A 17,921-nucleotide genomic window follows, 5' to 3' on the forward strand; every position below is an offset into this window, starting at 1 on the left:
ATGTTCGGCCGCGACCCGTGGTGGCTGATCGTGATCAAGGCCGTCTTCTGCTTCGCGTTCCTGATGGTGACCGTGCTCATCTCCATCGTCATGGAGCGCAAGGTGGTCGGCTGGATGCAGCTGCGCATCGGGCCCAACCGCCACGGCCCCTGGGGCATGCTCCAGTCCCTCGCGGACGGCGTGAAGCTGATGCTCAAGGAGGACGTGGTCGTCAAGGGCGCGGACAAGGCGGTCTACGTCCTGGCGCCGGTCGTCGCGGCCATCCCCGCCTTCATGGCGGTCGCGGTGATGCCGTTCGGCCCGGCCGGCGGCGAGGTCTCGGTCTTCGGGCACCGCACCGCGATGCAGCTGACCGATCTGCCGATCGCCGTCCTCTACATCCTCGCCACCGCGTCGGTCGGCATCTACGGCATCGTGCTGGCCGGCTGGTCCTCCGGATCGACGTATCCGCTCCTGGGCGGTCTGCGTTCCTGCGCCCAGATGATCAGCTACGAGATCGCGATGGGGCTCTCCTTCGCGGCGGTCTTCCTCTACTCCGGGTCGATGTCGACCTCGCAGATCGTGGAATCGCAGCAGGACCGCTGGTACGCGGTGCTGCTGCCGGTCTCGTTCCTCATCTACATCGTCTCGATGATCGGTGAGACCAACCGGGCGCCGTTCGACATGCCGGAGTCCGAGGGCGACCTGGTCGGCGGCTTCAACACCGAGTACTCCTCGATCAAGTTCGCGATGTTCATGCTCGCCGAGTACATCAACATGGTCACCGTCTCGATGGTCGCCGTCACCCTCTTCCTCGGCGGCTGGCGGGCGCCCTGGCCGATCAGCACCTTCTGGGAGGGCGCCAACCACGGCTGGTGGCCGCTGCTGTGGTTCGTCGGCAAGGTCGTGACATCGCTCTTCGTCTTCATCTGGGTGCGCGGCACGCTTCCTCGTGTCCGCTACGACCAGTTCATGAAGCTGGGCTGGAAGGTGCTCATCCCGATCTCGATGGTCTGGCTGATGCTGGTCGCCACCGTCCGGGCACTGCGCAACGAGAACTACGACTACCAGGACATCGTGCTCTACGTGGGCAGCGCGGTGATCGCGCTGCTGCTGCTGTCCTTCGTGGTCGACTTCTTCCGCGACCGCTCGGCGCAGGCCGAGCCCGGAGCGGAACAGGGACCGGAGCCCGCCTTCGATCCGATGGCGGGAGGTTTCCCGGTGCCGCCGCTGCCCGGCCAGACCTTGCCGCCCGTCCCCCGCCGACGTCCGCACACCGAGCGTGAGTTGATTGTCAGTGGTGGCCCCGACACTGTCAGTGACGGAAAGGAGGCCGACGGTGTCTGACTTCCAGAATCCGGTGGCCGGCTTCGGCGTGACCTTCAAGGCCATGTTCAAGAAGCGGCTCACCGAACAGTACCCAGAGGTGAAGAAGCCCACCGCGCCCCGCTTCCACGGACGCCACCAGCTCAACCGGCACCCGGACGGGCTGGAGAAGTGCATCGGCTGCGAGCTGTGCGCCTGGGCCTGCCCCGCCGACGCGATCTACGTGGAGGGCGCGGACAACACCGACGAGGAGCGCTACTCGCCCGGTGAGCGCTACGGCCGCGTCTACCAGATCAACTATCTGCGCTGCATCCTGTGCGGCCTGTGCGTCGAGGCGTGCCCCACCCGGGCGCTGACCATGACCAATGAGTACGAGCTCGCCGACCGCACCCGCGAATCGCTCATCTACACCAAGGAGGAGCTGCTCGCGGGCCTCGAGGACGGGATGGTCGACTCCCCGCACGCCATCTACCCCGGCACCGACGAGCAGGACTACTACCGGGGCCTGGTGACCGAGGCCGCGCCCGGCACCACCCAGCAGGCCGCGGTCAGCAAGGGCGAGACCCTGTCCGACCAGGCCGCGGGGAACGAGGAGTCGCAGGAGCGGCAGCAGGGGGTGCAAGGATGAGCGGCGGCGCTCTGGCCGCGGCGGCCTCCACCACCTCCACCGGTGAGGCCCTCCAGTTCTGGGTGCTCGGCACCGTCGCCGTGATCGGCGCGCTGTGCACGATCCTGATGCGCAAGGCCGTGCACAGCGCTCTGTGTCTGGCGGGCACCATGATCGTCCTGGCGATCTTCTACCTCGCCAACGGCGCGTACTTCCTGGGCGTCGTCCAGATCGTCGTCTACACCGGCGCGATCATGATGCTCTTCCTCTTCGTGGTGATGCTGGTCGGTGTCACGGCCGCCGACTCCCTCAAGGAGACCCTGAAGGGGCAGCGCTGGCTCGCCGCCCTCTGCGGGCTCGGCTTCGGCATCCTGCTGTGCGCCGGGATCGGCAACGCCTCGCTGAAGACGTGGAACGGCCTGGGCCAGGCCAACTCCGGCGGCAATGTGGAGGGTCTGGCGTCGCTGATCTTCACCAAGTACGTCTTCGCCTTCGAGATCACCGGCGCGCTGCTGATCACCGCGGCGGTCGGCGCGATGGTGCTGACCCACCGCGAGCGCACCGAGCGGGCCCGTACCCAGCGCGAGCAGTCCGAGGCGCGGGTGCGCACCGGGCGGAACGTGCCGCCGCTGCCGGCGCCCGGTGTGTACGCGCGGCACAACGCGGTGGACATCCCCGGTCTGCTGCCCGACGGCACCCCGTCCGACCTCACGGTCAACGCGACGCTGCGCGGCCGTGGTCAGATCCGGGATGTCTCCAGCGAGGCGCTGGCCGAGCTGGCGGCGCTGGAGCAGCGCTCGCAGCGCTGGCTGGGCCGGAAGGGCAACGGGACCGGCAAGCCGTCCGGAGGCCCCGGGAAGCCGGGCACTTCCGAGAACGGCGAGAACGGCGAAGACGGCGAGAACGCGGGCAGTGCGCCGAATCCGAGGGGAGTCGCCAAGTGAATCCGGTCAACTACCTCTACCTGGCCGCCCTGTTGTTCACCATTGGTGCGGCCGGCGTCGTCATCAGGCGGAACGCGATCGTCCTCTTCATGTGCGTCGAGCTGATGCTGAACGCGTGCAACCTGGCGTTCGTCACCTTCTCCCGGCTGCACGGCAATCTCGACGGCCAGATCATCGCCTTCTTCACGATGGTCGTGGCCGCGGCGGAGGTTGTGGTCGGTCTCGCGATCATCGTGACCGTCTTCCGCTCCCGCCACTCGGCCTCGGTCGACGACGCCAGCCTGATGAAGCTCTAGAAGGGGTCGCGTTCAAGTGGAGAACCTCATCGGATTGCTTGTAGCGGTCCCGCTGCTCGGCGCGGCCCTGCTGCTGTGCGGAGGGCGGCGGCTGGACGGCAAGGGCCACTACATCGGCACGGTGCTCGCCGGCGCCTCCTTCGTCATCGGCGCGGTGCTCTTCGCCGACATGCTCGGCCGCGGCGAGCACGACCGGGCCCTGCACAGCAAGGTCTTCAGCTGGATCCCGGTGGGCGGCTTCCGCGCGGACGTCGCCTTCCAGCTCGACCAGCTGTCCATGACCTTCGTCCTGCTGATCACCGGTGTGGGCACGCTGATCCACATCTACTCGATCGGCTATATGGAGCACGACGAGCGCCGCCGCCGCTTCTTCGGCTATCTCAATCTCTTCCTCGCGGCGATGCTGCTGCTCGTCCTCGCCGACAACTACCTGCTGCTGTACGTCGGCTGGGAGGGCGTCGGCCTCGCCTCGTACCTGCTCATCGGCTTCTGGCAGCACAAGCCCAGCGCGGCCACGGCGGCGAAGAAGGCGTTCATCGTCAACCGCGTCGGCGACGTCGGCCTGTCGATCGCGATCATGCTGATGTTCACGACGTTCGGGACCTTCACCTTCGCCCCGGTGCTGACGAACGCGGACCACGCGAGCGAGGGCAAGCTCACCGCGATCGGGCTGATGCTGCTCCTCGCGGCCTGCGGCAAGTCGGCCCAGGTGCCGCTGCAGTCCTGGCTCGGGGACGCGATGGAGGGCCCGACCCCGGTCTCGGCCCTCATCCACGCGGCGACCATGGTGACCGCGGGCGTGTATCTGATCACCCGCTCCGGCGCGATCTTCAACGCCGCGCCGGACGCACAGGCCGCGGTGGTCGCGGTCGGCGCGGTCACGCTCCTGTTCGGTGCGATCGTCGGTTGCGCCAAGGACGACATCAAGAAGGCCCTGGCCGGGTCCACCATGTCGCAGATCGGCTACATGATCCTGGCCGCCGGGCTCGGCCCCATCGGCTATGTCTTCGCGATCATGCACCTGGTGACCCACGGCTTCTTCAAGGCGGGGCTCTTCCTCGGGGCCGGGTCGGTCATGCACGCCATGAACGACGAGGTCGACATGCGCAAGTACGGCGGTCTGCGCAAGTACATGCCGGTCACCTTCATCACCTTCGGGCTCGGCTATCTCGCGATCATCGGCTTCCCCGGACTGTCCGGCTTCTGGTCCAAGGACAAGATCATCGAGGCGGCGTTCGCCAAGGGCGGCACCGAGGGCTGGATCCTCGGCGGCGCGGCCCTGCTGGGCGCGGCCATCACCGCGTACTACATGACGCGGGTGATGCTGCTGACCTTCTTCGGCGAGAAGCGCTGGGTGCCGGACGAGGAGGGCCACGAGCCGCATCCGCACGAGTCGCCCTCGTCCATGACCATCCCCATGATCGTCCTGGCCGTGGGATCGGTCTTCGCGGGCGGGCTGTTCAGCGTCAACGACGCGTTCCTGAAGTGGCTGGAGCCGGTCACGGGTCACAGCCACGGCGACTCCCCGCTCAGCGCCGCGGCGGTCACCGCCGGGACGATGGTGGTGCTGGCGATCGGCGTCGCCCTCGCCTGGGCGCAGTACGGACGCCGGCCGGTGCCGCGCACCGCCCCCCGCGGATCCCTGCTCACCCGGGCCGCCCGGCGCGATCTGCTCCAGGACGACTTCAACCATGTCGCGCTCGTCAAACCAGGCCAGTATCTGACCCGCGGTCTGGTCTATGTCGACCACAAGCTGGTCGACGGGGTGGTCAACGGCACCGCGGCCTCGGTCGGCGGGCTCTCCGGCCGACTGCGAAAGCTGCAGAACGGCTATGCCCGTACGTACGCGGTCTCGATGTTCGGCGGTACGGCGGTGCTCATCGCCGCGACCCTGCTGATGAGGGCGGTCTGAGTCATGTCATTTCCCCTGCTGACGGCCACGGCCGTGGTACCCGCGCTCGGCGCGGTGGCCACCGCCGCCATGCCCGCCGCCCAGCGCGCCGCCGCCAAGTGGGTGGCGCTGGGCTTCTCCCTGGTCACCCTCGCCCTCGCGGCGGTCATGCTGGTCCGCTTCGACCCCGGCGGTGCCCGCTTCCAGCTCACCGAATCCCACGCCTGGATCAAGGACTTCGGCGTCCGCTACGAACTGGGCGTGGACGGGATCGCGGTCGCGCTGATCGCGCTCACCGCCGTGCTCATCCCCTTCATCATCCTGGCGGGCTGGCATGACGCCGATCCGCTGGAAAGCGCCCGCCCCAACCGCCGCTGGCGGCCCACCCAGGGCTTCTTCGCGCTGATCCTGATGGTCGAGGCGATGGTGGTGATCTCCTTCGAGGCCACCGACGTCTTCCTCTTCTACATCTTCTTCGAGGCCATGCTGATCCCGATGTACTTCCTCATCGGGGGCTTCGGGGACCGGGCCGGGGGCCGCTCCGAGGAGGAGACGGCCACTCAGCGCTCGTACGCCGCGGTGAAGTTCCTCCTCTACAACCTGGCGGGCGGGCTGATCATGCTCGCCGCGGTGGTCGGTCTGTACGCGGTCACCGCCGATCAGCTCGGCACCGGCACCTTCTCGCTCCAGGAGATCGTCCAGGCGCGGGCGGGCGGCCGGCTGGACATGGCGTCCGGCACCGAGCGGCTGCTCTTTCTCGGCTTCTTCTTCGCCTTCGCGGTGAAGGCGCCGCTGTGGCCGCTGCACACCTGGCTGCCCAATGCGATGGGGGAGTCCACCGCCCCGGTCGCCGTGCTGATCACCGCGGTGGTCGACAAGGTCGGCACCTTCGCGATGCTCCGCTTCTGTCTCCAGCTCTTCCCGGAGGCCAGCAAGTGGGCCACCCCGGCGATCATGATCCTGGCGCTCATCAGCATCATCTACGGGGCGCTGCTGGCGATCGGCCAGCGGGACATCAAGCGGCTGATCGCCTACGCCTCGATCTCCCACTTCGGCTTCATCATCCTGGGCATCTTCGCGATGACCACCCAGGGCCAGGGCGGCGCCACCCTCTACATGGTCAACCACGGCGTCTCCACGGCCGCGCTGATGCTGGTGGCCGGGTTCCTGATCACCCGGCGCGGTTCGCGGCTCATCGCCGACTACGGCGGGGTGCAGAAGGTCGCCCCGGTGCTCGCCGGCACCTTCCTGATCGGCGGGCTCGCCACCCTCTCGCTGCCCGGACTCGCGCCGTTCATCAGCGAATTCCTGGTCCTGGTCGGCACGTTCAGCCGCTACCCGGCGTTCGGCGTGATCGCGACCGTCGGAATAGTGCTGGCGGCGCTCTACGTCCTGATCCTCTACCAACGCACCATGACCGGTCCGGTGAAGGCCGAGGTGCGGTCCATGCCCGATCTGCGGGTGCGTGAGCTGGTCGTCGTGGCCCCGCTCATCGCGCTGCTGATCTTCCTCGGGGTCTATCCGAAGCCGCTGGCCGACATCGTCAACCCGGCGGTCGACCACACGATGTCCGTGGTGGACAAGAAGGATCCCAAGCCCGATCACCCCGTCACCGACGCGGGCTGGTTCAGCTACAGCCCGAAGTCCGAGGGTGCTTCCCACGACGGTGCTTCCGGAGGTGCCAAGTGACCCACGCGGCCACTGTCCACAGCCTGTGGACAACAGCGGCGGCGGCGCCCGACAAGATCCCGTCGCCCGATATCGAGTACGGGCAGCTGTCGCCCACGCTGATCGTGCTCGGCGCCGCGATCGTCGGCGTCCTGATCGAGGCGTTCCTCCCGCGCCGCCAGCGGTATGTGGCGCAGCTGTTCGTCTCCGTGGTCGCCCTGGCCGCGGCCTTCGCCGCCGTGATCGGCCTCGCCGCCGGTGACTACGGCACGAGTAAGGCCCATGTCGCGGCCATGGGCGCGATCGCGGTCGACGGACCGGCGCTCTTCCTGCAGGGGACCATTCTCCTGGTGGCGCTGGTGGCGGTGTTCACCTTCGCCGAGCGGCGGCTGGATCCGGTGGTGCACGGCAACCGCGTCGACTCCTTCGCGGCCCAGGCCGCGGCCGTGCCCGGCGGCGACGCCGAAAAGGCCGCCGTCAAGGCGGGGTTCACCACCACCGAGGTCTTTCCGCTGGTCCTCTTCGCGGTCGGCGGCATGCTGGTCTTCCCGTCCGCCAACGATCTGCTGACACTCTTCGTGGCGCTGGAGGTCTTCTCCCTGCCGCTGTACATCCTGTGCGCGCTGGCCCGGCGCCATCGCGCGCTGTCGCAGGAGGCCGCGGTCAAGTACTTCCTGCTGGGCGCCTTCTCCTCGGCGTTCCTGCTCTTCGGCATCGCCCTGCTGTACGGCTACGCGGGCACGGTCGCCTACTCCGGGATCGCGGACGTCGTCGACGGCCAGGTCAGGAACGTCACCCCGGCGCTCGCCGGGACCATGGGCAATGACGCGCTGCTGCTGATCGGCGGGGCGATGGTGCTGATGGGGCTGCTGTTCAAGATCGGCGCCGTGCCGTTCCACATGTGGACCCCCGACGTCTACCAGGGCGCCCCCACCCCCGTGACCGGTTTCATGGCGGCGGCCACCAAGGTCGCGGCCTTCGGCGCGCTGCTGCGGCTGCTCTACGTCGTGCTGCCCGGATTGCGCTGGGACTGGCGGCCGGTGATGTGGGGCGTCGCCATCGTCACCATGCTGGGCGGCGCGATCGTGGCCGTCACCCAGACCGATGTGAAGCGGCTGCTGGCGTACTCCTCGATCGCCCACGCCGGGTTCATCCTGGCCGGTGTCATCGCCACCACGCCCGACGGCATCTCCTCCGTCCTCTTCTACCTCGCCGCGTACTCCTTCGTGACCCTCGGCGCCTTCGCGGTGGTCACCCTGGTGCGGGACGCGGGCGGCGAGGCCACCCACCTGTCCAAGTGGGCCGGTCTCGGCCGCCGTTCGCCCCTGGTGGCCGCCGTCTTTGCGGTCTTCCTGCTGGCCTTCGCCGGTATCCCGCTGACCAGCGGCTTCGCCGGAAAGTTCGCGGTCTTCAAGGCGGCGGCCGACGGTGGGGCGGGCCCGCTGGTGGTGATCGGTGTGATCTCCTCGGCGATCGCCGCGTTCTTCTACATCCGGGTGATCGTGCTGATGTTCTTCAGCGAGCCGCGCACGGACGGCCCGTCCGTGGCCGTGCCGTCCCCGCTGACCTCGTCGGCCATCGCGATCGGGGTGGCGGTCACGCTCGTCCTGGGCGTCGCCCCGCAGTACTTCCTGGACCTCGCGAGCCAGGCGGGCGTCTTCGTCCGCTAGCCATCCCCCACCCCGCCCCAACCCGAACCCATGGGGCTCCGCCCCTGGCCCCCGGCCGGGCCCGGACACCACCACGGTGCCCGCGCCCGGCCGGAGCCATTCCCCACCCCGCCTCTCCCCGAACGTGGGGGGCTGGGCCTCTTGGCTTCCGGCCGGGCGGGGATACCGCGTCGGGGTGCAATTCCAGCCCCTCCGGCGATTGAGGAGCGGGGTCCGGGGCGGAGCCCCGGCGGGGGTCAGGGGGGCGGAGCCCCCTGGTTCGGGAAGGGGCGGGGTGGGGCAAGCCCGCCGCAGGCGTCGATGCGCCGACGCTAGGCCGTCGCCTTGGCCGCGTACGCGCGGACGTCCGCGTCCGGGTCGGAGCGGACCGAGGACAGGGCCTCCCGGGCACCCGGCTCCCGCTCAGCCAGCGGCAGCAGCGCCAGCACCGCCGCCTTACGGACGTCGGCGTGCGAGTCGGCCAGGGCACGGGCCAGCGCCGGGACGCCGACTTCCGGCGCGGCGGCGGACAGCGCCGTCGCCGCCCCCTTGCGCACCTGCCAGGCGGCATCGCCCAGCGCCGCCACCGCCTCGGCGTCCAGCGGCGCCGGGCACCCGGCCGAGGCCAGGGCCTCCAGGGCGGCGGCCCGGACGAGGACGTCCGGGTCCCGCAGCAGCGGGGCGAGCAGCCGCCGGGCGTCCGCCGCCCGGCCACCGGGCGCCAGGGTCCCCAGCGCCCCCGCCGTCGCCACCCGCACCTCACGCGACGCGTCCACCGCTCCCGGCTCCAGAGAGGTGAGCGCGTCCACCGACACCAGCGCCCGTACGGCCTGGATACGGACCCCGATCGCCGCGTCCGTCAGCGCCCGCGCGAAGAGTTCCGCGTCGCCGAGGCCCAGCGCGCGCAGGACGTCCAGCGCCGCCGCCCGCACCACCGGATCGGCCACGGCCAGCCCGTGGACCAGGGGTTCGCGCAGAGCGGGCTCCGGAGGCAGCACCTCGACCAGCTCGCGCAGCGAGGCCGCCGCGTCGGCGCGTACGGCGACGTCCGTGTCGGCCAGGGCCGCCGCGAGGGCCGGGCCGGTGCCCGGCGGGGCGGTCTCGGTCAGCGCGGCGACGGCGGCCCGGCGTACCGACGGGTCGGCGTCGGCCAGATAGGGCCGGAGCGCGCCGAGTTCGGGCTGCTCCTCGGCGAGGGCGAGCAGTTCGAGGATGCGCGGGGAGGCGGCAGAGGCGGCAGAGGCGGCAGAGACGGCAGAGTTGGCAGAGGTGGCAGAGACGGCCGTGTCGACGGCCGAGGCGCCCGTCCCCTCCTTACGGCCTTCATCGGCCCGTCCCGCCCCCGCCCATGGCGCACTCTCGCGCGGCCCCGCCGTGGCCACCTGCTCCGGCCGCACCTCGCCGAGCGCGCGGGACGGCCCGCCCGCGGGCGCGTACTCCGCCACCGGGACGAGATACGGGGCGACGGGACGCGCGGTGAACTCCATCGCCCCCGACGCCGACTTGCGCAAGTCCAGATGGTGCAGCCAGCCCTCGTCGTCGCGCAGCGGATGGTCGGTGCGCTCGTGGTAGAGCCCCCACCGGCTCTCCGTCCTGGCCAGCGAGGAGCGCGCGGCCATCTCCGCGCAGTCGCGGATGAAGCTCACTTCGGCGCAGCGCATCAGCTCATGGGGGGTGTGGGCGCCCATCGCCGCGATGTCCCCGCGCATCCGCTCGAACGCCTCGATGGCGAGCGACAGCCGGGCGCCGCTCTTGGGCGGGGCCACATAGTCGTTGACCAGGCGCCGGAGCTTGTATTCGACCTGCGGCTGCGGCGGCCCCCCGGGGTTCCGCAGCGGGGCGTAGATCAGCTCATGCGCCTCGGCGAGCTGTTCGGGGGGCAGTTCGCCCCGGTACGCCGTCTGGCGGGAGGCGTCCTCGCCCGCCAGATCGCCGAAGACAAAGGCCCCGATCATGTAGTTGTGCGGTACGCAGGCCAGGTCCCCGGCCGCGTACAGCCCGGGGACGGTGGTCCGGGCGTGGGCGTCGACCCGCACCCCCGAGGCCGAGTGGCCGCCGCACAGCCCGATCTCGGAGATGTGCATCTCCACGTCATGGGTGCGGTAGTCATGGCCGCGTCCCGCGTGGAAGGTGGCGCGGGTGGGGCGTTCGGTGGAGTGCAGGATGGATTCCAGCGCGGCCACCGACTCCTCCGGCAGATGGCTGAGCTTGAGGTAGACCGGGCCGCGCTCGCTCGCCACCTCCGCCGCGAACTCCGACATCATCTGCCCCGACCAGTAGTCGGAGTCGACGAACCGCTCACCGTGCCGGTTGACCTGGTAGCCGCCGAAGGGATTGGCGACATAGGCGCAGGCCGGGCCGTTGTAGTCCTTGATCAGCGGATTGATCTGGAAGCATTCGATCCCGGTCAGCTCGGCGCCCGCGTGATACGCCATGGCGTAGCCGTCGCCCGCGTTGGTGGGGTTCTCGTACGTCCCGTAGAGATAGCCGCTCGCGGGCAGGCCGAGCCGGCCGCAGGCGCCGGTGGCCAGGATCACCGCCCCGGCGCGCACGGTGACGAAGTGGCCGGTGCGGGTGTGGAATCCGGCGGCGCCGACGGCCCGGCCGCCCGCGGTGAGGACCCGGACCGGCATCACCCGGTTCTCGATGCGGATCCGCTCGCGCATCTCGCGCCGCCGCAACTGCCGGTAGAGGACCTTCTTGACGTCCTTGCCCTCGGGCATCGGCAGTACGTACGAGCCGGAGCGGTGCACCTGGCGGACCGCGTACTGGCCGTGCTCGTCCTTCTCGAACTTCACGCCGTACCGCTCCAGCCGCTGGACCATGGCGAAGCCGCGGGTGGCGGTCTGGCGCACGGTGGACTGGTCGACGATGCCGTCGTTGGCGCGGGTGATCTCGGCCACGTAGTCATCGGGTTCGGCGCGGCCGGGGATGACGGCGTTGTTGACGCCGTCCATGCCCATGGCGAGCGCGCCCGAGTGGCGGACGTGCGCCTTTTCGAGGAGGAGGACGGAGGAGCCGTGTTCGGCGGCGGTGAGCGCCGCCATGGTTCCGGCCGTGCCGCCGCCGATGACGAGGACGTCGCAGGTCAGCTCCTCGGCCGCGGCGAGGGCGGGGATCTCCACGGTCGCGGCGTCCGCGCCGTGCTCCCCGCCTGCCACGCGTTCCCTGTCTGTCCCGTACTCCCCGTCCGCCACGTTCTCCCCGTTCTCTGCGTGCTCCCTGCGCTCCGGACGCTCCCTGTGCTCCCTGCGCTCTCTGTGCTCTCTGTGCTCCCTGTTGTTCACGCCAGTTGGGCCTTTCACATGCCGAGGGATTCGAGGACCTGGCGGCGCAGCGCGACGGTCGCCGCGGCGTCATGGGCGGCGCGCTCGCGCGGATGCGGGATGTCCAGCACCCGGCCGCCGCCCTCCGCGCCGCCCAGCAGCGCCACCCGGTCGCCGAGGAACAGCGCCTCGTCCACGTCGTGGGTGACGAAGACGACGGTGGCGCGGGTGCCCTGGAGCACCTCGACCAGCAGCCGCTGCATTCCGGCGCGGGTCTGTGCGTCGAGCGCGCCGAACGGCTCGTCCATCAGGACGGCGCGCGGTTCGCCGACGAGCGCTCGGGCGAGCTGGGCCCGCTGCCGCTGGCCGCCCGAGACCCGGTGCGGCAGCCGCCCGCTGTGCTCGGCGAGCCCGACGCGCTCCAGCCATGCCTCGGCCCGGCCGCGGCGCTCGGCGCGCGGTACGCCCCTTATGGCGAGCGGGAGTTCGACGTTGGCGCGCAGGGTGCGCCAGGGCAGCAGCGCGTCCTCCTGGAAGATCAGCGCCCGGTCGGCGTGCGGCCGGGTGATCGGGGTGCCGTCCTGGGTGACCCGCCCGCCGAGGGCCGGCAGCAGCCCGGCGAGTGTGCGCAGCAGGGTGGACTTGCCGCATCCGGACGGGCCGACGACCGTAAGGATGTCACCGGGCGCGACCTCCAGGTCGAGACCGTGGAGGACGGGTGCGCCGGGGCGCCCGAGAGCGGTGTCCGCCAGGCGCAGCCGCACGCCCGGCGGGGCGGCTTCGGCGGTCGGCGCGGCCGCGGTGGTGGTGACGTCGGATGTGCTCACGGGGTGGCTGCCTCCTTGCGCGCTGGCGCCGGCCGGCCCGTGGTCTCCGTACGGGGCAGCCATCGGGTCAGCCGCCGTCCGGCCAGCTCGACCGCCGTGGAGGTGAGCCAGCCGAGCACGCCGATCGTGGTCATGCCGACGAAGACGCCCGGGTAGTCGACGATCGTGTAGTCCTGCCAGGTGCGGTAGCCGACCCCGTAGGCGCCGGAGATCATCTCGGCGGAGATCACACAGATCCATGAGACGCCGATGCCGACGGAGAGCCCGCCGAGGATCCCGGGCAGCGCCCCCGGCAGGACGACGGACACCAGGACGCGTCCGCGCCCGCCGCCCATGGTCAGCACCGCCTCCTCCCAGACCGGGGCCAGCGCGCGGACGGCGTGCCGGGTGCTCACCATGACCGGGAAGAAGGCGGCGGTGAAGGTGATGAAGACGATCCCCTGCTCATTGCTGGGGAACATCAGGATCGCCACCGGCACCAGCGCGATGGCCGGGATGGGGCGGCACACCTCGAGGACGGGGCCGAGCAGATCGGATACGAGCGGGGAGCGGGCGATGGCGGTGCCGACCGCCACGCCCAGGACGGCGGCGAGCGCGAATCCGGTGAGGATGCGGCTGAGGGAGTCGGTCAGGTCCTGCCAGTAGGCGCCGGTGCCGAGACGGTCGGCGAACTCCCGGACCACATCGGTGGCGGACGGGAACTGCGCGAAACGCAGCCACAGGTTGACATCGAGGGCGGTGAGCGACTGCCACAGGCCGAGCGCGGCCAGCAGCGAACCGGCCCGCAGGGTGTAGCGGACCCAGGGGCGGCGCCGAAGCGGCCGGGGCGCGGCGGCGCGGGCTCCGGGGGCCTCCGGGGCCGGGCGGGACCGTAGGGACGAGGTGGGCGCGCTCATCGGGCCGCCGCCAGGGCCGCCGGGTAGCTGAGGGTGCGGGCGCCGTGGTGTCCGGCGATCCAGCCGCGGGCGTTGTCCGGGGTGACGAAGGCCCGCAGATCGTGGCCGTCGCGGACCCAGATCGCCCGGTCCGCGAACCACCGGGTGCCGGTGGCCGCGTCGGGTACGTAGGCGGCCCGGACGCGGTCACGGTGGCTTCCGGCGAAGCGCAGCAGCTCGGTGGGGGTGGCGAAGGTGCGGAGCCGGTCCTCGCCCTTGAGCCAGAGCTGGTTCGGGGAGGCGGGCGGGGTGGCGCGCAGCGCCTTGGCGTAGGCGTCCGCGCTTCCGTACGCCCGTTTGAGATAGCGGTCGTCGACAAAGGACGACACGTCGACCGGGCCGACCAGTTTGGCGTCACGCAGCACCGGGACGTCCTTCTTGAGCGCTGCGGTCAGCCGCGGCTTGAGGGTCGGGTCGAAGGTCGCGATGCCCCCGGCGCCGTTGTAGAGGTAGACCACTTCGGGCGGCAGCCCGGTCGCGGTGGCGACCTTACGGGCCGCGTCGAGCGGATGGGCGCGCAGATAGCGGGTGGCGTCGATCTGGGCGGCGAGGAACGCCTGGACGACGGCCGGGCGCTCGTCGGCGAACGCCTTGCGCGTGGTGACCCCGTGGAAGGTGGGGAGGTTCAGCCGGGCGCCGTCGTACAGCGCCTTGGCCTTGCCCTGGAAGGCGAGCAGCCCCGGCCAGGCCACGAACTGAGAGAGGGCGTCCGCGCTGCCCGCCTCGAGGGCCGAGGCCCCCACGGCGGGCTGCTGGTTGAGCTTGTGGATGCCGTCCTCGGGGTCGATGCCCGCCTGTCGCAGGGCGCGCACGAGCGTGCCGTCCGCGGCGGAGCCGACGCTGGTGGAGACGTTCTTGCCGCGCAGCCCGGACAGGGCGCGCAGCTTGGAGCCGGGTGCGGTGAGGACCGTATTGAGGCCACCGCGCAGGTTGTAGCCGGTGACGGAGACGAGGCGGGTCGGCGCGTTCAGCTGGGTGCCGCGCCCGGAGTTGATCAGGAGCGGGAAGTCGCCCATCGATCCGATGTCGACCTTACCGGCGACCATCTGCGCGGTGATGGGCGCTCCGGTGGCGTAGTCCTCCCACTTCACCTTGTACGTATGGCCGTCGCGGCGGCCCAGGGCGCGCAGCTCGCGCTCGAAGGCGCCGAGCGAGCGCAGCAGGGTGCCCGCGGTCACGGTGTTGATGGTCTTGGACTGGTAGCCGACGGTGACGGTCACGGTCTTGCCGTCCGCGTCCGCGTCGCCGCCGCAGCCGGTGAGGGACAGCAGCAGGGCGCCGGCGGCGAGAGCCGACGGGAGGGTCGTGCGCTGCATCGAGGGGCCTTTCACCTCAGGAGATAGGGCATGTTGACCGTGACCGCGCCGGTGGGACAGCGGGCGGCGCACGGGCCGCAGTACCAGCACTCGTCGACGTGCATGTACGCCTTACCGCTGTCGGGGTGGATCGCGAGGGAGTCGAGGGGGCACATGTCCACGCACAGGGTGCAGCCGTCGATGCACTTGGACTCGTCGATCGTCACCGGCACATCGGCACGTTGGGGCGCCAGAGGCATGGCTGTCTCCAGGGAAGGGCGTGAAGGGGCAGAGGGGTGTGGTGGGTGGGTCTCAGGCGGTGCGGCGCAACTGGCCGCTCATGGTGATCCGGTCGCCGCGGAACCGGATGAACTCCAGGTCCACCGGGCGTCCATCGCACAGATGGGTGAGCCGCTCCAGCATCAGGACCGCCGCACCGCGCGGGGCCTGCAGAACGGCGGCCGAGTGGGAGTCGGCGTTGACGGCCTCGAGGGTGATCTCGGCGGTGCCCAGGGGCTGTCCGGTGATCTTCTCGATCAGCCGGAAGACATCGGTGTTCTCCAGGTCGGCGCCGATGAGGTCGGCACCGATGTCCATCGGGAGGTAGGTGAGGTCGAGGGAGAGCGGGAGTCCGCCGAGCCGGCGCAGCCGCTCGACGTAGAGGACATCGGAACGGGCGGGGACGCCCAGCCGGTCGGCCACGCAGGCGGGCGCGGGGACGGGGCCGACGGTGCGTACCTCATTGGTGACCCGGCCGTGCTCGTGGAGGGTCTCGGCCAGGCCCATCAGCCGGTCCAGGCCGTGTAGGTACTTCTCCGCGACGACGACCGTGCCCACCCCGGGCTGCCGCTCCACCAGGCGCTCGGAGCGCAGCAGGTCGAGCGCCTGGCGCACGGTGTTGCGGGAGGTGCCGTAGTCCTGGCCGAGCGCGTCCTCCAGGGGGAGCACACCCCCGGGGAAGCCGCCGGTGAGGACCTGGTGGCGGAGCAGATCGGCGAGTTGCCGTGCCCGGTCGGCACGGAGCCGCCGGCGGCGCGCGGCGGCGACCGGCGGGGCGTGCTCGCGGGGGCGTTCGGCTGGCATCGGCCGGCTCCGGGGGTGTGCTGGTCGGCGGGGTCGTATCGGGACCATACCGACGGGGCCGGGCCGATGGTGTTGCCGAAGTATTGCGCCACCTGACGGCGGCTTTCCTACCGCTTCTGCCTGCGGTTTCGTGTCCGCGGCGGCAAGATCTGCCACCGTGCGCGGCGGGCCCCCGGCGCGCCTGCGCGCCAGGGGCCCGGAGTGCCGGAGGGAGTCCGGCGCCGTGGTTCAGCCGGTCGGGAGGCCGGTCGGCACATCGGTCGGGAGGCCGGAGGGCAGCGACGTCGGCAGGCCCGAGGGGAGGTCGCCGGGCGAGGTCGCCTTGACGAACGTGTCGTTCTTGGCGAGCGCGTCCCAGTCGACCGTGAGGGTCTTGCCGTCCGCGCTCGCGGTGACCTTGCCCGCGCTGCGGTCGGTGTTTCCGTCGGCGCACTTGAGCATGAGCATCTTCCCGCCCATGTCTGCGTACTCGCCGTTGCAGATGTGCTTGTCGGCCATCAGGACGGCCTTCTTGCCGCTGATGGACAGGATGACCGCCCCCTCACCGGCCTTCGCCACATAGGTGCCGGAGACCTTCGCGTCCGCGCCCCCCTCCGCCGGGGCGCTCGACGCGGAGGAGGGATCCTTGGAGGTGTCCTTCTTGTCGTCGCCACCGTCGCTGCCGCATGCGGTCAGCAGCAGGGCGGCCGCGGCCGCCGTGCCGGCGATGCTCACTGCCTTCTTCACGTGCTTCTCCTTGGTCGTCCGGGATCGTCAGGGCAGGAGCACGACAAATTAGCAGCCGCGTCAGGGCGTGGCCGGGACGACCTGGCCGGTCACCTCGCCCAGGCCGATACGGGTCCCCTGCGGACCCGGCGCCCAGGCCGTGACGGTCACCTCGTCGCCGTCCTCCAGGAAGGTCCGGGCGCCGTCGGGGAGCCGCAGGGGGTCGCGGCCGCCCCAGGTGAGTTCGAGGAGACAGCCGAGCTCGTCCGGGCGCGGACCGCTGACCGTGCCGGAGGCGAAGAGGTCGCCGGTGCGCAGCGAGGCGCCGTTCACCGTCAGGTGGGCGAGTTGCTGGGCCGCGGTCCAGTACATGGCGGAGAAGGGCGGGCGGGAGATCGTGTGGCCGTTGAGCGCGACCTCCAGGCGCAGATCGAGCCCGCCGGGCTCGGCCGCGCTGTCGTCCAGGTAGGGGAGGGGCGGGACATCGCGGGCGGTAGGGCCGGTACGGGCCGCGGCGAGGGCGTCCAGCGGGGTGACCCAGGCGGCGAGGGAGGTGGCGAAGGACTTGCCGAGGAAGGGGCCGAGCGGGCGGTACTCCCACGCCTGGATGTCACGCGCGGACCAGTCGTTGAGCAGACAGACGCCGAAGACGTGGTCGTGGAACCCGGAGAGCGGCACCGGTGTATTCACAGTGGAAGGAGCGCCGACGACGAAGGCCACCTCCGCTTCGAAGTCGAGGCGCAGGGAGGGGCCGAAGACCGGAGTGGGGGAGGAAGCGTGTGGTGCGGAGGTATCGGCCGGGGGCAGATGCTGGCCCTGCGGGCGGACGATGGGCGTGCCCGAGACGAGGATGGTGCCGGCCCGGCCGTGGTAGCCGATCGGCATGTGCTTCCAGTTGGGGGTGAGCGCCTCGCCGCCGGGGCGGAAGATCCTGCCGGTGTTGGTGGCGTGGTGCTCGCTCGCATAGAAGTCGGCGTAGTCGGCCACCTCGAAGGGGAGGTGGAGCGCCACGGTGGGGAGGGGGTGCATCAGGGGCTCGATGGTCGAGCGGTGCGCAGGGTCGGTCAGCCAGTCGAGCACCTCGGCGCGCACGGCCTGCCAGACCGGGCGGCCCGCGGCCATCAGCGGGTTGAGGGTGTCGGCGCCCAGCGGCTCGGCGTGCGGGGAGGCGGTGGCGGCCGCGGCGGCGCCCACATCGAGCACATGGTTTCCGTAGCGCACCCCGATCTTCCGCAGATGAGGAGCGTGCGGCGCGGTGAAGACGCCATAGGGGAGGTTGTGCGGGCCGAAGGGGTCGCCTTCGGGCAGGTCCAGCGGGGATCGCTGCGGCATCGGGGCTGCCTCGCCTTCTCCTCGTCACTGTGGGACGCAGCACACCCTAAGGCGCGCGGAGCGCGGGAAAGGCCCAGGGCAAGGCCGGTGGTCAGGGCGGCGTCGATGGCCGGGGAAG

15 protein-coding genes are annotated in these 17,921 nt (G+C 71.1%); 7 read left to right on the plus strand and 8 right to left on the minus strand.

Translation table 11 applies throughout. The features are described from left to right. From nuoH to nuoN, 7 genes are read left to right on the plus strand one after another with little or no spacing between them, the layout of a single operon-like run. The gene (gene nuoH, locus J2Z30_RS39245) at nt 1-1,326 is read left to right on the plus strand and encodes an NADH-quinone oxidoreductase subunit NuoH (RefSeq protein WP_245388965.1); all 1,326 of its coding nucleotides are present in this window, start codon (nt 1-3) and stop codon (nt 1,324-1,326) included. Further along, the gene (gene nuoI, locus J2Z30_RS39250; protein WP_308280231.1) at nt 1,319-1,933 is read left to right on the plus strand and encodes an NADH-quinone oxidoreductase subunit NuoI; all 615 of its coding nucleotides are present in this window, start codon (nt 1,319-1,321) and stop codon (nt 1,931-1,933) included. Before nuoH ends, nuoI begins: the two co-directional genes overlap by 8 nt. Beyond that, nucleotides 1,930-2,856, plus strand: a complete 927-nt coding sequence (locus J2Z30_RS39255) for an NADH-quinone oxidoreductase subunit J (RefSeq protein ID WP_044571777.1) — start codon at nt 1,930-1,932, stop codon at nt 2,854-2,856. Before nuoI ends, J2Z30_RS39255 begins: the two co-directional genes overlap by 4 nt. Further along, a complete protein-coding gene (gene nuoK / locus J2Z30_RS39260; protein ID WP_009715954.1) occupies nt 2,853-3,152 on the plus strand; it encodes an NADH-quinone oxidoreductase subunit NuoK in 300 nt (99 codons plus the stop codon). Before J2Z30_RS39255 ends, nuoK begins: the two co-directional genes overlap by 4 nt. Nucleotides 3,153-3,168: 16 nt before the next feature. Next, nucleotides 3,169-5,064 carry an NADH-quinone oxidoreductase subunit L gene (gene nuoL, locus J2Z30_RS39265; RefSeq protein ID WP_044571776.1) on the plus strand — a complete coding sequence of 632 codons (1,896 nt, stop codon included), beginning with the start codon at nt 3,169-3,171 and terminating at the stop codon, nt 5,062-5,064. A gap of 3 nt (nt 5,065-5,067) precedes the next feature. After that, the gene (locus J2Z30_RS39270) at nt 5,068-6,732 is read left to right on the plus strand and encodes an NADH-quinone oxidoreductase subunit M (protein WP_044571775.1); all 1,665 of its coding nucleotides are present in this window, start codon (nt 5,068-5,070) and stop codon (nt 6,730-6,732) included. After that, complete coding sequence (nuoN, locus tag J2Z30_RS39275) at nt 6,729-8,381, plus strand: NADH-quinone oxidoreductase subunit NuoN (protein ID WP_044571774.1); 1,653 nt, start codon at nt 6,729-6,731, stop codon at nt 8,379-8,381. The genes J2Z30_RS39270 and nuoN overlap by 4 nt, the downstream gene beginning before the upstream one ends. Before the next feature lie 311 nt (nt 8,382-8,692). Here the strand turns inward: nuoN and J2Z30_RS39280 are convergent, their stop codons facing one another. The 8 genes from J2Z30_RS39280 to fahA all read right to left on the minus strand — a co-directional run bounded on the left by J2Z30_RS39280 (nt 8,693) and on the right by fahA (nt 17,803). Continuing rightward, a complete protein-coding gene (locus tag J2Z30_RS39280; RefSeq protein WP_044581591.1) occupies nt 8,693-11,485 on the minus strand; it encodes a fumarate reductase/succinate dehydrogenase flavoprotein subunit in 2,793 nt (930 codons plus the stop codon). A 176-nt stretch (nt 11,486-11,661) separates the two neighbouring features. Then, nucleotides 11,662-12,453: an ABC transporter ATP-binding protein gene (locus tag J2Z30_RS39285; RefSeq protein WP_209469026.1), complete on the minus strand. Its 792-nt coding sequence runs from the start codon at nt 12,451-12,453 to the stop codon at nt 11,662-11,664. Continuing rightward, entirely contained in the window at nt 12,450-13,349 is a 900-nt protein-coding gene (locus J2Z30_RS39290) for an ABC transporter permease (RefSeq protein ID WP_245388952.1), read from the minus strand. The genes J2Z30_RS39285 and J2Z30_RS39290 overlap by 4 nt, the downstream gene beginning before the upstream one ends. Then, nucleotides 13,346-14,704: an ABC transporter substrate-binding protein gene (locus tag J2Z30_RS39295; RefSeq protein WP_044571773.1), complete on the minus strand. Its 1,359-nt coding sequence runs from the start codon at nt 14,702-14,704 to the stop codon at nt 13,346-13,348. The genes J2Z30_RS39290 and J2Z30_RS39295 overlap by 4 nt, the downstream gene beginning before the upstream one ends. An 11-nt stretch (nt 14,705-14,715) precedes the next feature. Then, on the minus strand, nt 14,716-14,943 hold the full coding sequence (locus J2Z30_RS39300; RefSeq protein WP_014054080.1) for a 4Fe-4S dicluster domain-containing protein: 228 nt from the start codon (nt 14,941-14,943) through the stop codon (nt 14,716-14,718). Between the two features lie 52 nt (nt 14,944-14,995). Next, complete coding sequence (locus J2Z30_RS39305) at nt 14,996-15,766, minus strand: GntR family transcriptional regulator (RefSeq protein ID WP_044571770.1); 771 nt, start codon at nt 15,764-15,766, stop codon at nt 14,996-14,998. Between the two features lie 228 nt (nt 15,767-15,994). After that, entirely contained in the window at nt 15,995-16,492 is a 498-nt protein-coding gene (locus tag J2Z30_RS39310; RefSeq protein WP_044571768.1) for a hypothetical protein, read from the minus strand. A gap of 60 nt (nt 16,493-16,552) precedes the next feature. Further along, nucleotides 16,553-17,803, minus strand: a complete 1,251-nt coding sequence (gene fahA, locus J2Z30_RS39315; protein ID WP_044571765.1) for a fumarylacetoacetase — start codon at nt 17,801-17,803, stop codon at nt 16,553-16,555. Nucleotides 17,804-17,921 lie beyond the last annotated feature (118 nt).

This window comes from Streptomyces iranensis (assembly GCF_017874715.1).
GTDB classification, from domain to species: domain Bacteria; phylum Actinomycetota; class Actinomycetes; order Streptomycetales; family Streptomycetaceae; genus Streptomyces; species Streptomyces iranensis.